The sequence below is a fragment of the Streptomyces sp. H27-C3 genome (genome assembly GCF_030063415.1).
In the GTDB taxonomy this organism is placed as follows: domain Bacteria; phylum Actinomycetota; class Actinomycetes; order Streptomycetales; family Streptomycetaceae; genus Streptomyces.
In genome coordinates this window covers 22,549-36,584 of the sequence record NZ_JASITA010000059.1, presented here as the reverse complement: position 1 = coordinate 36,584, position 14,036 = coordinate 22,549, and the positions used below count along the sequence as shown (strand labels likewise).

At 70.2% G+C, this 14,036-nt stretch carries 11 protein-coding genes; 8 read left to right on the top strand and 3 right to left on the bottom strand.

Annotation, left to right across the window (positions count from 1 at the left end; genetic code table 11):
- Positions 1-122: 122 nt before the first annotated feature.
- The gene (locus QMK30_RS35375; protein ID WP_502963285.1) at positions 123-809 is read right to left on the bottom strand and encodes a class F sortase; all 687 of its coding nucleotides are present in this window, start codon (positions 807-809) and stop codon (positions 123-125) included.
- A gap of 225 nt (positions 810-1,034) precedes the next feature.
- Here QMK30_RS35375 and QMK30_RS35370 point away from each other — a divergent pair, with 225 nt between their 5' ends.
- From QMK30_RS35370 to QMK30_RS35345, 6 genes are all read left to right on the top strand, one after another.
- The gene (locus QMK30_RS35370) at positions 1,035-1,259 is read left to right on the top strand and encodes an ANTAR domain-containing protein (protein ID WP_349362150.1); all 225 of its coding nucleotides are present in this window, start codon (positions 1,035-1,037) and stop codon (positions 1,257-1,259) included.
- Between the two features lie 1,277 nt (positions 1,260-2,536).
- Positions 2,537-3,589, top strand: a complete 1,053-nt coding sequence (locus QMK30_RS35365) for an NAD-dependent epimerase/dehydratase family protein (protein ID WP_283522454.1) — start codon at positions 2,537-2,539, stop codon at positions 3,587-3,589.
- Positions 3,586-4,362: a glycosyltransferase family 2 protein gene (locus QMK30_RS35360; protein ID WP_283522453.1), complete on the top strand. Its 777-nt coding sequence runs from the start codon at positions 3,586-3,588 to the stop codon at positions 4,360-4,362. The genes QMK30_RS35365 and QMK30_RS35360 overlap by 4 nt, the downstream gene beginning before the upstream one ends.
- Complete coding sequence (locus tag QMK30_RS35355; RefSeq protein WP_283522452.1) at positions 4,359-4,991, top strand: TIGR04282 family arsenosugar biosynthesis glycosyltransferase; 633 nt, start codon at positions 4,359-4,361, stop codon at positions 4,989-4,991. The genes QMK30_RS35360 and QMK30_RS35355 overlap by 4 nt, the downstream gene beginning before the upstream one ends.
- Positions 4,988-5,659, top strand: a complete 672-nt coding sequence (locus QMK30_RS35350) for a class I SAM-dependent methyltransferase (RefSeq protein ID WP_283522451.1) — start codon at positions 4,988-4,990, stop codon at positions 5,657-5,659. Before QMK30_RS35355 ends, QMK30_RS35350 begins: the two co-directional genes overlap by 4 nt.
- Before the next feature lie 144 nt (positions 5,660-5,803).
- Positions 5,804-7,231, top strand: coding sequence for a glycosyltransferase 87 family protein (locus QMK30_RS35345; RefSeq protein ID WP_502963284.1), 1,428 nt, complete (start codon positions 5,804-5,806; stop codon positions 7,229-7,231).
- Positions 7,232-8,726: 1,495 nt separating this feature from the next.
- Here the strand turns inward: QMK30_RS35345 and QMK30_RS35340 are convergent.
- Positions 8,727-9,101: an STAS domain-containing protein gene (locus QMK30_RS35340; protein WP_283522450.1), complete on the bottom strand. Its 375-nt coding sequence runs from the start codon at positions 9,099-9,101 to the stop codon at positions 8,727-8,729.
- Between the two features lie 356 nt (positions 9,102-9,457).
- Here QMK30_RS35340 and QMK30_RS35335 point away from each other — a divergent pair, with 356 nt between their 5' ends.
- Positions 9,458-10,324, top strand: coding sequence for an alpha/beta fold hydrolase (locus QMK30_RS35335; protein ID WP_283522449.1), 867 nt, complete (start codon positions 9,458-9,460; stop codon positions 10,322-10,324).
- A 169-nt stretch (positions 10,325-10,493) separates the two neighbouring features.
- Here QMK30_RS35335 and QMK30_RS35330 read toward each other — a convergent pair whose 3' ends face one another.
- Positions 10,494-12,035, bottom strand: a complete 1,542-nt coding sequence (locus tag QMK30_RS35330; RefSeq protein WP_283522448.1) for an alanine/glycine:cation symporter family protein — start codon at positions 12,033-12,035, stop codon at positions 10,494-10,496.
- A 499-nt stretch (positions 12,036-12,534) separates the two neighbouring features.
- Between QMK30_RS35330 and nhaA the strand changes: the two genes are divergently transcribed.
- Positions 12,535-13,896, top strand: a complete 1,362-nt coding sequence (gene nhaA, locus QMK30_RS35325) for a Na+/H+ antiporter NhaA (RefSeq protein ID WP_283522447.1) — start codon at positions 12,535-12,537, stop codon at positions 13,894-13,896.
- Positions 13,897-14,036: the final 140 nt, after the last annotated feature.

Here is a 14,036-nt window from a genome sequence, read left to right as displayed (position 1 = left end):
CCATTCAAGACCCCACTCTCATCGGCAACCACATTGCCAGGCAGAGCAAGACCGTCAGACCCCGACACCACGAACATCCACCGACATGTCACCAGACCCCGTCAACGTTCGTGGACAACGCACTAGCGGACCGTTGTGAGCGATGCGTAGACCACCACGTTGTCGGCGTACCGGTGCGTGGCGTCGTCGTACTCGCCGCCGCAGGTGATCAGCCGGAGACCGGCATGATCAAGGTTGCGGTAGACCTCCACGGTGGGGAACTTGTCCTTGGAGTACCGGACGGTCCGGTCGACCGTGAAGACAGCGGTCTTTCCGTCCGTGCGCCCGACTTCGATGCGCGTGCCCTTCTTCGCCTTGCCGAGCTCGAAGAAGACGGCGGGCTTGCCGTTCCAGGTCACGTGCCCGGCGATGACGGACGGCCCGCGCTCGCCCGGCGTGGGACCGAGGGTGAACCAACCTGCCTTGTCCGGGTCGTCGGGGGTATCCATGACCCGATCAGCGTCGAGGCCGAGGTCCACCAGGGGCGAGTCGACGCCGAGCGAGGGGACTGTGATCCGCTCGGGGGCAGACCCGCTGAGTACGGCTTCGCGTGCGGGTGACGCCGAAGTGCCGTGGCCCTCATGGTCCTTGGACTCAGCCTTGTCCCGCCCGGCCGGGGCGGATGCCTCACCTGCCTCACTCGACGCGGCGGGTACCGTATCTGCCCGCGGTGGGGCGGGTTCCTGTTGCGTGATCCCCACGGTGAGCAGCGCGACCGCCAGGATGGTCAGGACGGCAGCCGCCACGAGCAGCGCCCGCCGTCCGGCCATCGCCACGGTCGCCTGCGCCCATGGCCCGCCCTGATCGCGCGGCGTCGGCGCCTCTGGAGTCTCCTCGTGCGAGGTCTTGTCCTGCGGAGTCTCGTTCATGACCGGGACGTCATCTCTCAGCGGCCGAGGCGATTGGTGAGGCGACCCGCCAGGACGAAGCCACCTGCGGCCACTTGCGAGCGCGGCACCACCGGCCGCGAACAGTTGCGGTGACTCGGTGCCCACATTGGACTGCTGCAGCAACGCGCCATCCGCCGCCGCGACACCCTCACCGAGCAACTGCAGACCGCCCTGAACAACCGTGTACTGATCGAGCAGGCCAAGGGCGTCATGTCCGAACGCCTGAACCTGGACATGGAGAAATCCTTCGAAGTGCTGCGCAACGACGCACGCAGCCACAACCGGCGCATCGCCGACCTCGCCCAGGCAATCGTCGACGGCACCGAATAGGTCCCCCTCACCACGAACGAACGGACCATGGCAGGCCGGAGACTTCGTCGAGGCCCGTCACCAGTTGGGTGCGCAATCCCGGCGATCTGACGGTTCCAGCGCCTCGCGCGTGCGGCTGTAGTGCTGGTTCCAGCGATCTGACGATCCCGCTGATCGTGGTGCTCCCGTAATCGGAGTCGCTCTCGCGGTCACCGCCACCGGTCTCGCCTCCGCCACAGCGGAATGCCCTGCCGGTAGCGCCCCCGGCCTCGCGACCGCCACGGTCCGCGCGGACGGGCCCCGTCCATCGGCGGTCCAATGGGCGGTGGATCAGCGCGTGCTGCGGGTAGTTGAACCTCCAAGTACGGCCGCCGCCGGGCGTGGAGCCGCCCAGACCGGGCGGCGGCCGCGGTGCGGGGATGCGCCCCTCCCCCTGTTCTCGGCGTGTCCTCACGCACTCCGTCTTGACCGGCCGCCGGGATGTGCGGGAGACACCCCCGGCGGGACATCACGGCCGGCAGGACGGCGGGGGCCTGCCGCTAGAAGGACCCTGGCCATGCCCTTCACGCAGCGTAGAACGGTTGTCCGGAAAGCGGCAGGGCGCATTTCAGGCAGCTCCGGTGCGCACACCAGCGCACCGGAGCCCACCCCACCTGAAGCCTCCACAGGCAGCGAGCCACACCTCCGATTCGGCAGGCCGGCTCTGCCAGGGCATTGTGGTTCTACACAGTGCCGCTGCGCCCGCTGGGTTGCCCTGACCGGTCGCCTGTGACGGGAAGGGGCGCCGTCAACGGGCGGCGACTCAGCTGACAAGTAACCCGTCAGTTCATTTGGGTCAAAGGCGCATTGCGTGAACGAGGGCCCTGGCCGTGGCCGGGGCTTCAGATATCGGGGGCATGCTGGAGGTGACCTCGCGGAGTGCACGCTGGTGCAAAGGCAGTTCGTGCACCTCGCCCGGTGGGAGGATCGCGGCGAAGCAGGGTGAGGTCTTACTCAGGGTTCCCGTAGACAAGCGCCAAGATCTGTGGCGTGCAGGTCCGGGCCGTCTGCCTCCAGGAGGTTGGGGAGGGGCGAGATGGTTGGGCTGCCAGTGGTTGAGGTGAACGCTCGGGGCTCGGGTCGTCGGCGAACTGGATCGCCGCCGTTGCGTCGGCCGTCACCCGCGCGGCGGTATGGCACGCCGGGCTTGTCCTCCGGCCTATCGCCCTGGTGGCGGGTGGGCGGATGACTCTTACGGACCTGTGACGTCCGGGGGCGTGGGGCCGACGTGTGGGGTGCGGGGCCGTAGCGTCTGTGGCATGCGCGTACTTGTCACAGGAGGCGCGGGCTTCATCGGCTCGCACATCGTCACCCCCCTCGCCTCGGGCGGGCATGAACCGGTCGTGCTGGATCTGCGGCCGACGGACGCCGAAGGCTCACCGCAGGACGTACGTGACGGGGCCGTGGTGGAGCGGGCGCTGCGGGGCGTGGACGCCGTCTGCCACCAGGCCGCGATGGTCGGTCTGGGTCAGGACTTCGCCGACGCACCCGCTTACGTCGACCACAACGGGCTGGGCACCGCGGTGCTGCTGGCCGCGATGGCGCGGGTCGGCGTGCCCCGGCTCGTGCTGGCCGGGTCGATGGTGGTGTACGGCGAGGGGCGCTACGACTGCCCGCGTCACGGTACGGTCGCGCCGGGGCCGCGTGCGGTCAGCGACCTCGAAGCGGGCCGGTTCGAGCCCGGTTGCCCGTACTGCGGCGCGGAGTTGGCGCCGGGCCTGGTGGCCGAGGAAGCGCCGTGTGATCCGCGCAATGTGTACGCCACCACGAAGCTGGCGCAGGAGCACCTGGCCGCTGCTTGGGCGCGGGCCACCGGTGGGCGGGCGGTGTCGCTGCGCTATCACAATGTGTACGGGCCCGGGATGCCGAGGGACACCCCGTACGCGGGGGTGGCGTCCTTCTTCCGGTCGGCACTGGCCCGGGGTGAGGCGCCGCGGGTCTTCGAGGACGGGCGGCAGCGGCGGGACTTCGTCCATGTGCGGGACGTGGCCGCCGCCAACAGGGTCGCGCTGGAAGCGGTGGGTGATCACGCGCCGGGGGCGCTGCGCGCGTACAACACGGGCAGCGGCGTACCGCACACCGTCGGCGAGATGGCCGAGGCGCTCGCGGCGGCGCACGGCGGACCCGCCCCGGTGGTGACCGGCGAATTCAGGCTCGGCGACGTACGGCACATCACGGCGGACTCGGCGCGGCTGCGGGCCGAGCTGGGGTGGAGGCCGGCGGTGTCCTTTGACGAGGGCATGACCGAGTTCGCGGGTGCGGCTCTGGCGGGCCCGGCTCTGGCGGACGCGTCGATCGTGGGTGCGGCATGAACGGGCGCGCGGTGAGTGGGCCGACCGTGGACGTCGTCCTGCCCTGTCTGGACGAGGCCGAGGCGCTGCCCTGGGTGCTGGAGCGCATCCCCGCGGGCTGGCGGGCGATCGTCGTCGACAACGGTTCGAGCGACGGCTCGGCGGACATCGCCCGTGCGCTCGGCGCCACCGTTGTGCACGAGGAGCGGCGCGGCTTCGGCGCGGCCTGCCATGCGGGGCTCTTGGCGGCGGAGGCGGAGTTCGTCTGTTTCTGCGACTGTGACGCTTCGTTGGACCCCGGGCTGCTGCCCGGCTTCGTTCGCCAAGTCGCCGAAGGGGAGAGCGACTTGATGCTGGGCAGGCGGCGGCCGCAGAGCCGTGGCGCCTGGCCGCTGCACGCGCGGGCCGGGAATGTCGCGCTGGCCCGGATGCTGCGGCGCCGGACCGGGCTGCGGCTGCAGGACCTGGGCCCGATGCGGGCGGCGAGACGAGAAGCGCTGCTGGGGCTGGGGCTGACCGACCGGCGCAGCGGCTACCCGCTGCAGATGGTGGTGCGCGCGGCGGACGCGGGCTGGCGGGTACGAGAGACCGATGTGCCGTATCTGCCCAGGTCCGGCAAGTCGAAGGTGACCGGCACCTGGCGGGGCACCTGGCACGCGGTGCACGACATGCGACGCGTGCTCGCGGAGGCCGCCGGGCCGGGCCCCGTAATGGGTGTGCGTGCGGGCGCCTCAGGCGTCGAAACCCCCTCGAGCGCGGGCGGCGGCTTGCCCATGGCCGGTGGTGGCCGGTGACCACGCTACTGGTGATCGCCAAGGAACCTGTGCCCGGCCGGGTCAAGACCCGGCTGAGCCCGCCCTACAGCCCCGTCGAAGCCGCCCGGCTCGCAGCCGCCTCGCTTGCCGACACGCTGGCCGCGGTCCTCGCAGCCCCGGCGTGTCGGCGTGTGCTGGTGCTCGACGGCGCACCGGGACCGTGGGTGCCGCCCGGCATCGAGGTGGTGGCGCAGTGCACGGGCGGCCTCGACGAGCGGCTCGCCGCGGCCTTCGGCTTGTGCACGGGCCCCGCCCTGCTGGTCGGGATGGACACCCCGCAGCTCTCGCCCGCACTGCTGGCACCCGCACTGGCGCCGGACGCCTGGGTGGGCTGCGACGCCTGGTTCGGGCCCGCCGTCGACGGGGGCTTCTGGGCGCTGGGCCTCGCGGCACCGGACCCCGGGCTGCTGCGCGGGGTGCCCATGTCCGTACCAGAGACCGGAAAGGTGCAGCGCGCACGGCTGACCGGCGCGGGGCTGGCGGTGCGGGATCTGCCGCTGCTGCGGGACGTGGACACGGCATACGACGCGCAGGTGGTCGCGGCCGAGGCGCCGCACACCCGCTTCGCTGCGACGGTGGCCGCGCTTTCCGCGGTGGGTGCCCGGTGACGGCCCTCACCACGGCGACGGCCTGGCGGGCCGACCCTTACACGGATGCCCTGCGCACCGGCCGGGGGCCGCTGTTCCTGCGCCGCCCGGACGGCTGGCTACTGCCCCTGGAGGTGGAGCGCTGGTGTGCAGGCCCCGACAGCGCCGACCTCACGGTGCTGACACGGTGCCGGGGCGCGGTCCTGGACATCGGCTGCGGCCCCGGCCGGCTGGTCACGGGACTGGCGGCGCTCGGGCATCGGGCGCTGGGCATCGATGTGAGCCCGGCCGCGGTGGCCCGTACGACCCGTTCGGGCGGCAGCGCGCTGTGCGGGTCGGTCTTCGACTCCCTGCCTGAGGAGGGGCGTTGGGCCACGGCGCTGCTGGTCGACGGCAATATCGGTATCGGTGGTGATCCGCGCGCCCTGCTGGGGCGGGTGGCGCGGATCGTCGCCCCGGACGGGGTGCTGATCGTGGAGAGCGCCCCGGAGGGCGTCGACGCCGAGCTCGACGAGCGGGTGCAGGTGCGCGTCGACGACGGCAGGGGAGCGCTCGGCGGGGCCTTTCCCTGGGCGCGGCTGGGTTCGGCCGCACTGCTGCGCCACGCCGGGGCCACCGGCTGGTCGGCGGCGGAGGAGTGGACGGCGGACGGGCGGGGCTTCGTCGCGCTGGTACGGCAGCAGCGGTAGAGCCTGAACAGCGGATCAAGGCTGCCGTACGCGCGTCCTGCAGGTTCACACTCCCCAGAGGAGGACGCTGGAGTGCCCGACACCCTACGAAACGCGGAAGAAGGACGCTCGGAGGGCCCGGTACCGCCTGCGAGTCTGAACGGCGTGATCACAGCACGTACCGCAGTCCTCCTCGCCGCCCTGACCACCGTGCTCGTAGGCACGGTCCGCAAGGACGGCTACTTCGCCGATCCGGCGGGCCTGTCCTGGTGGTACGCGGCGGCCTGGCTGCTCTTCGCGGCCGCGGCCTGGTCCGTGCGCAAAGTGCCGGTGCGGCACGCCGTGCTGCTTATCGTCGCCGGCGGTGTCGCGGTGGCCGCGACGGGCCTTGCGGCACCGCCGCGCACCAGCACGGACTCCTACCGCTACGTCTGGGACGGCCGGGTGCAGGCCGCCGGAATCTCTCCGTACGACCACGCACCCGCCGACCCCGCGCTCACCTCGCTGCGCGACCCCTGGCTCTTCCCGACCGGCGACGCCTGCGCGGGGCCCGCCCGGGCCCGTATCACCACGGATGAGGGCGGACGCCACTGCACCCGCCTCAACCGGCCCAAGGCGCACACCATCTACCCACCTGTCGCCCAGGGGTACTTCCTCCTCGTCCACGCACTGTCCCCGGAGGGCGCCCGTCACAAGCCGTTACAGGTGGGCGGGGCCCTGCTGGCGCTCGGTGTCACCGGCGCACTGCTGCTGGCGCTGCGCCGCCACCAGGGTGACCTCCGCGGCGCCGCGTACTGGGCCTGGTGCCCTGCCGTCCCAGTTGAGGCGGTGAACAACGCCCACGCGGATGTGCTCGGCGTACTGCTGGCCATCGCCAGGCTGACGATGGTGGTACGTCACCGGGCGGCGGGCGGGGCGCTGCTCGGCGCAGCAACCGCGGTTAAGCTGCTGCCCGCCGTGGTCCTGCCGGGCGCACTGTCCGGCGTGCTGGCCCGCCCGATCCGCTGGCGCGCGGCGGCGGCCGTGCTGCTACCGGCCGCCGGGGTCCTCGCGCTCTGCTATCTGCCCTACGTCCTCGCCTCCCAGCAGTCGGTCTTCGGCTACCTCGGCGACTACGTCGCGGAGGAGGGCTACGACAACGCCGCCGCCGAGAACCGCTACGCCGTACTGCGCCTGCTGCTGCCCGACACGTGGGCGCTGCCCGTCGTATGCGCCGTCATGGCCGTCACCGCCTGGCACGTGTTGCGCCACGGCGACCCCGACCGTCCGTGGCGCGGCGCCCTGCTGGTGACCGGAGCAGCCTTCCTGCTGATGACGCCCGGCTACTCCTGGTACGCGCTGCTCCTGATCGCACTGGTCGCGCTGGACGGACGCTGGGAATGGCTCGGGGTCGCGGTGGCAGGAGCGGCGGCTTACGTCACCTCGCGTGCGTTCGACGACCCGCGGGCGACGAGTGTGATGGTAACCGCCGTGTATGCAGGCGCCGCAGCCCTCGTACTGGTCGGATGGGCCGTACGCCGCGGCACGCCCACCAGCCGAACGCCCTCTGGCGACCATCCCCGCGACCCGGCCCAATTCCAGGAACAGAACTGAGCCTTTGGCCCACCGGCTGATGTCGGGGCCAGGTTATGCATCGGCTCGGAATGGCTTCGCCGGTGAGGCGGCGCGCCAGTCGATTGCGAGGTGCATCATGGCTTCGGCGCCGTGCGGGGCCCCATCGATCCGCCACGACACGGGTCCGGCCCACGCCAGACATCCACGGGGTACGCCGCCGGAACCACTGCAGCTGAGTAGATCGGATAGCAAGCAGGCGCCTCCCTCCAGCCGATGGGCAAAGGAGCCGATCTGGTACGGCACCCGCCGCGGGGCGGTGGCCCAAAAAGGAGGCGCAGCTGCGCCCCGTCCGGCCACCTCAGCTCTTAGGTCCCCCAGGGCATCGCGGTAGGGCGTGGGGCTCTAGCTCGCATCGAATTGAGTAACACAGCGCGAGTGCGGCTAATCGGCGCAACACCATTGAACGCCGCATCAACCGCTTGGAACAGAGGTGAGGCATCGCCACCCGCTAGAGATGTGGGTGGCCACCGGAAATTCCAGGTACGCGGCCGAGCGGGTCTCGGCCCGTGGCCATATCGGCTCCCGGTGGACGGCCAACTCATCACCGAGTGCAGTCGATTTCCTGGGGCTCGTCGAAGCAGAGAGCGCCACGGCGTGCGCGAGGCAGTACGCACCCTCGCGGAGGGCGGGGCTGGCCACCGAGTCGCTCGGCGAGCGACGTCGCAACTCGCGGTCTGCGCGTCGTCCCAGGTAGCAGCCCCTCTAACCGATGCCGATCGCGTGATCGGGCGACGCTGCTGGGCTTCCTGGAGGGCTGCTGGCGGCCACCGAGGGGCTCGTGTGCGCTCCGATGGCCCCTGGGCGCGGGGCGAGCGCGGTGACTAATTCAGTGACGCTCCGTGCCTGATCTGAGAGGGCTCGCCTGGTGGCCATACACCTGGAGTTCTCAGTGGCCACGGACAAGAGACGACCGCGACCATCTGGCCTGGCCGGACACAACGTCGCAGGCATCTTTCTCTGGTTACGCGCGGTGATTTAAACGAAACGGCCTAGATCACCTATTGCTTGGCCTTCCTGAGAGCCGCCCCACCGGAGAGATATCAACCGCTGGCATAGCAGCCCGCAGGGGCCACCGCGTGACCAACGCGTGGCCAACAGCGGCCAGGAACGGGCAGAAACCGCCAGGTGGGCCCAGAGCTAGGCGGCAAACGGGAACTCCCGCTCTGACGACAAAGCGCCTGTTCAGAGGCCCTTTATGGCTCAGAGGGGCCAGGGGTGGCGACCTCGGTCGTCGCTCCTTTTCATCGCTCTGACCAGGCAAAACGCGGCTCACGGGGCCGCTGCATGACCAACGCGTGACCAACGCGTCCGGTGATCGTCCCTGGTCAGTACGCAGCAGCACATCCGATTCGAGCTTCTGGGCCCCTCTTACGGGTAGCCGCAGGCGAACGCGGTGAGCATCGTCCCGTCGCCGCGCTATCGCAGCGCGAAGAAGACCGGGCCTGCCGTGCGGCCCCTGCTCCAATTCACCGCTTCAGGGGCTTCCGGTGCCCTGTTGCCCGGAGGTATCCAGGGCGCTGCTCAACCCGACCCTGCGGAGCATCGCGGCGACCTGCGGGTGAGCCTGGGTCACACGCAGCTGTGTTCCCCTGCGGCGTGCGTCCTTCAGTGCGGTGAAAAAGGCCAGGGTGCCGTCGGCACTCAGGTGTGGCACGCGGGAGAGATCCACTTCCACGTCGGTCGGCGAGGAGCTCAGGGCGTCGAGCAGTACGCGGCTGGTCCGCTCGGCCCTATTGGCGTCGATCTCGCCCCGCAGTCGTACGACGACCGCACCCGTCGTGCCGCGCTTCCCACGCAGGAGAGCGGGCCAGCGGCAACGGGGGCCGGGAGAGGGCGGAGGGTGCGGCATCAGGGGGCTCCAGGGCAGGGGGAATCATTGCCGACCAGACTTCCCGGCGCACCTGGCAGCAGCCTACGGGCCAATGGGTCGGGTTGCCTTCGGAGGCGGTCGGCGCGGCGGCCGTCCGTACGGTTGCAGGTGCATGAGGCCCGGGCGCGATTGCCGTCTCGACCGCTGCGGACCGGTCGGCACGCAAGCCCAGCTGTAGTCGGCGCCCGCCTTCTGGACTGGCCTGGCCACGCCCTCTGAGAGGGGCCACCCGCTGTTTGCTCCGAGCGGCCATTAGCGCGTCGCCCTTGACCTCTGGTACCGGCGAGGGGCCTGCTGTTGGTCAACGAGCTGTTCCGGTGGAAAGAAGGCACCTCGTGGCGTCGGTTTACAGGAGCGACAATGCTCGTCTACGAGTGCGGGCGTGGTGTATCCAGCAGTTGGAAGCCGGTGGGATCGGCCATGTCCGCCACGAGATGATGACATCGGCGGGCCGCACCAGCGTGGTCGTGGCCGGGCCGTCTCCAGCAACGGGGGCGCCGAGCGTCGTGCTGCTGCCGGGCACCAACATGAATGCGGCCATGTCCCTGGCTGTGATCAGCGCGCTGTCCGCCGACTGGCACACGGTCGTACTCGACGTGCCGGGCCAGCCCGGACTGAGCTCAGGTGACAGGCCGTGCCGCGCGCGGATGGCTTGGTACGGAAACTGGCTGAACCAGGCTCTGGAGCAGGCGGTTCCGGGCGCGGCCGTTGTGGTCGGTCACTCCCTGGGTGGTGCTATTGCTCTGGCCGGTTCGACGCCGCGGATCACCGGCCGGGTCCTGGTCTCCTCCGCGGGTCTCGCACGCTTGAGGGTCAGCCCCTCACTGGTGGCGGCCTCGGTGCCTTGGCTTATGCGCCCGTCGAGGCCGCGCGCCGAGCGACTCTTGCAGCACATGGTGGCTCCCGGCCGGCCGGTCCCCGGCGGGATGGTCACATGGATGGACCTGGTCGCGACCTGCTGCCGCAGCAGCCTGGCCCCTGGGCCGCTGCCCGCGGCGATACTCAAGGAGCGTCGGTCGATCCCCAGCGTGGTGGCTACGGGCCGCCACGACACTTTCCTGCCGCCACACGTTCTGGGCCCCGCTGCCCGGCGTGCCCTGGGTGCGGAGGTGAAGGTCGTGGACGGTGCCGGGCATCTGCTGCTGGAGGAGAGACCCGACGCCGTGGCAGCCCTAGTCCAGGGCCTCGACTGTGCGAGGTGAGGGCCTGCGGCGCGGGGCATGACGCGCGGCGCGGCAGGCGTGGCGGCGCTGCTACGGGCAGACCGCCCTGATCACGTTAGGGGGTGCGCGGGCCATGCGTGCAGCAAGTGGTGTGTCGGGAAATGGAAGAGGGGTGGGCTGGCCCTGCCAGGCCACCCCCTGCGCTGCGTCAGGTCTGGACAGCCGCGTCGGTGTCTTCTTTCGCCTTGCCCTCGTCGTCGACGGCGCCGGACTTGCGGTCCTTCGCGTAGCGCAGGAACGAGTCCAGCTCGCGCTTGACGGCTGGAGCCAGCAGGTACAGGCCGATGATGTTGATGACGGCGAGCGTGAAGAGCACCGCATCGGCCATGTCGATCAGGGTCTGGAGGGTCAGCAGCGATCCGGCGATGGCGAAGAGGGTGTAGATGATCTTGTAGGTCAGTTCGCTCGTCCGGCTGCGGCCGAAGAGGTACGTCCACGCCTTGAGGCCGTAGTAACCCCAGGTGAGCACCGTCGAGATCGCGAAGAGCATCACCGCGACCGTCAGGATGTACGGGAACCAGGGCAGCACCGTGCCGAAGGCGTCGGAGGTGACGGTGACGCCGCCGATGGACTCACCGGCGCGGGCCTCGACGTAGCTCGCCGGGTTGGCGATGACGATGGTCAGGGCGGTCATCGTGCAGATGATGACCGTGTCGATGAACGGCTCCAGCAGGGCGACCAGGCCCTCGCTGGCGGGGTGCTTGGTCTTGACCGCCGAGTGGGCGATCGGCGCTGAGCCCAGGCCGGCCTCGTTGGAGAACGCGGCCCGCTGGAAACCGATGATCAGTGCGCCGAGCACACCGCCCGCCACACCCTTCGGGTTGAACGCGCCGTCGATGATGGTGCCGATCGCAGCGGGCAGCTCGGTGACGTTGACCAGGATGACGACCAGGCAGCCGGCGATGTAGATGCCGGCCATGGCGGGGACGAGCCTGCTGGTCACCGCTGCGATGGAGCGGATGCCGCCGAGCAGCACGATGCCGACGAGCGCGGCGACGAGGATGCCGAAGAACAGGGCGCCGGCGGAGGAGCCGACGATGCCGTCCTCGCCGCCGGTGACGGAGACCAGCTGGGCGTAGCTCTGGTTGACCTGGAAGAGGTTGCCGCCGAAGAGGCCGAAGAACAGGATCAATGCGGAGGCGAGGACTGCGAGGACCTTGCCGAGTGTTTTGCCGCGGCTGCCGAACCGTTCGGCGAGGCCCTTGGGCAGGTAGTGCATGGGGCCGCCGGAGACGGTGCCGTCGGCGTGCACCTCGCGGTACTTCACACCGAGGGTGACCTCGACGAATTTGGTGGCCATGCCGAGCAGGCCGCACAGGATCATCCAGAAGGTCGCGCCGGGGCCTCCGATGGAGACGGCGACGGCGACACCGGCGATGTTGCCGAGGCCGACCGTGCCGGAGACGGCGGCGGTCAGGGCCTGGAAGTGATTGACCTCGCCGGCCGAGCCCTCTTCGTCGTACTTCCCGCGCACCACGTCGATGGCGAGCCGGAACTTGCGGAGCTGGACGAATCCGAACCAGCCGGTGAAGACCAGACCGGCGACCACGAGCCAGACGACGATGAGGGGCAGGTCCGTTCCACCGACCCGAACGGCGTAGAAGACGACGTCCCCGAGCCAGGTGGCTATGGGTTCGAAGAAACCGCTGACGGCTTCGTCGATGGACGTGGTGATGGAGTCGAGCGACACGTGGCTACCTCGATGACGCAGGGACGGAACACTGAGAGTGCTGCCGGTCGGTGTGCGGGCTTGAGTGAACGCCGTTGTCCGTCGGCGACCCTGGGGAAGCGGTCCGCGGACTCGGAACGTGATCACCCTGGTCGTGCAGCCGGTGAGCGCCGGCCTCTCCGCGCTGGGGCCATGAGTGCGGCTACCTGCGGAGTTGCGCAGTTCTACCACGCCTTTGCCAAAACTTTAGTGGTGTAGATCACATGACGGTGTGTGATGAGAGAAAGCCCCAGCGCGCGTCACTGAACCGTTATCCGGCTCGCGCTGTCCGCCGATCGGACAACGCCTTTTATGCGGAACATGCTGCTCCGGTACGTACGGCTCGGTCTGGCCGAGCGTGCGCCGTGCGGTTAGGGTGCAAAGGAAGCGTCAAGACGACGTGGGGTGTGCCGGGAAGTCTGGTCGGCGATTAGGGGCTATGCGCCCGTTTCCGCCGACGCCCCGGAGGTTCTTCGCCGTCATGACCCCTGCCCCGAGCTCCCGTTCCCCCTTCCTGGGCCTGCTGCCCCTGCCCGAGCGCACGGCCGTCCTGCGGGCCCTGCGCACCGAGACGGTCGGCGGCCTCGTCCTGCTGGCCGCCGCAGTGGTGGCGCTCGTGTGGGCGAACACCCCGTGGAGCGGCGCCTACGAAGCGATCCGCGACTTCCACTTCGGCCTCCCTGCCCTCGGGCTCGATCTGTCGGTCGGCCACTGGGCCTCCGACGGTCTGCTGACGGTGTTCTTCCTGGTCGCGGGGATCGAACTGAAGCGAGAACTGGTCGTCGGCGAACTGCGCACCCCCGCCACCGCCGCCCTGCCGGTCATCGCGGCCCTGTGCGGCATGGTCATACCCGCCGCCCTGTACGCCGCCACCGCGGGCATCGGCGGCGGCAGCATGAGCGGCTGGGCGGTGCCGATGGCCACCGACATCGCCTTCGCCCTGGCCGTCCTGGCGGTCATCAGCACCCATCTGCCGACCGCACTCAGAGCATTTCTGCTGACCCTTGCGGTCGTCGACGACCTCGGCGCGATCCTGATCATCGCGGTCTTTTTCACCTCCGACCTCAATCTGTGGGCGCTGGCCGGGGCGGTCGCCGGACTGGTCCTCTTCTACGTCCTGCAGCGGCTGCGGGTCTGCGGCTGGTGGTGGTATGTGCCGCTGGGTCTGGCCATCTGGGCTCTGATGTACAACGGCGGTGTCCACGCCACCGTCGCCGGCGTCGCGATGGGCCTGATCCTGCGCACGACCCGTGACAAGGGCGAGGCCGCTTCCCCCGGAGAGCGCACCGGGCACCTGTTGCACCCGTTCTCCGCCGGCGTCGCGGTGCCGTTGTTCGCCCTCTTCGCGGCGGGGGTGAGCATCTCCGGGCCCGCCCTGGGCGAGGTATTCACCAGCCCGGAACCCCTCGGTGTGGTCCTGGGCCTGGTGATCGGCAAGATCCTCGGTATTTTCGCCGGCACCTACCTGGCCGCCCGCTTCACCCGCGCCCGACTCAACCCGGACCTGGCCTGGGCCGATGTGTTCAGCCTGGCCGTGCTCGCCGGGATCGGCTTCACCGTCGCCCTGCTCATCGGCGAACTCGCCTTCCCCACGGGGGAGGTCGGCGAGCACGTCAAGGCCGCCGTCCTGATCGGCTCCCTGATCGCCGCCACGGTGGCCGCGCTGTTCCTGCGCCGCAGGAACGCCGTCTACCGGCGCCTGTACGAGGAAGAGAATCTGGACGAGGACGCCGACGGCATCCCGGACATCTACCAGCGCGGCCCCGCGGCCAGCGGTTCATCCACCGACCGTGGGGACGGTTTGGCGGCCGATGGCGGCGCGCCTCGGCCTCGGGGCAGATGAGTGTGCGCCACACCTGGTCGGGCGAGTTGGGGCCAGCGAGGCCCGAGGACCGCAGTGCCCGCACCAATAGCTGAATTCCAGAAACAGTTGTCCCAGAACACCGACGTGGAGATCATGTGCTGAGCGCCAAGCGACGATGG

Excerpts from the sequence above, each read along its gene's own strand:
- QMK30_RS35340 (WP_283522450.1), bottom strand. The coding sequence starts at position 9,101 with ATGCCGCACCCTCCGCCCTCTCCCGGCCCCCGTTGCCGCTGGCCCGCT.
- QMK30_RS35360 (WP_283522453.1), top strand. The coding sequence starts at position 3,586 with ATGAACGGGCGCGCGGTGAGTGGGCCGACCGTGGACGTCGTCCTGCCC.
- QMK30_RS35365 (WP_283522454.1), top strand. The coding sequence starts at position 2,537 with ATGCGCGTACTTGTCACAGGAGGCGCGGGCTTCATCGGCTCGCACATC.
- QMK30_RS35375 (WP_502963285.1), bottom strand. The coding sequence starts at position 809 with ATGGCCGGACGGCGGGCGCTGCTCGTGGCGGCTGCCGTCCTGACCATC.
- nhaA (WP_283522447.1), top strand. The coding sequence starts at position 12,535 with ATGACCCCTGCCCCGAGCTCCCGTTCCCCCTTCCTGGGCCTGCTGCCC.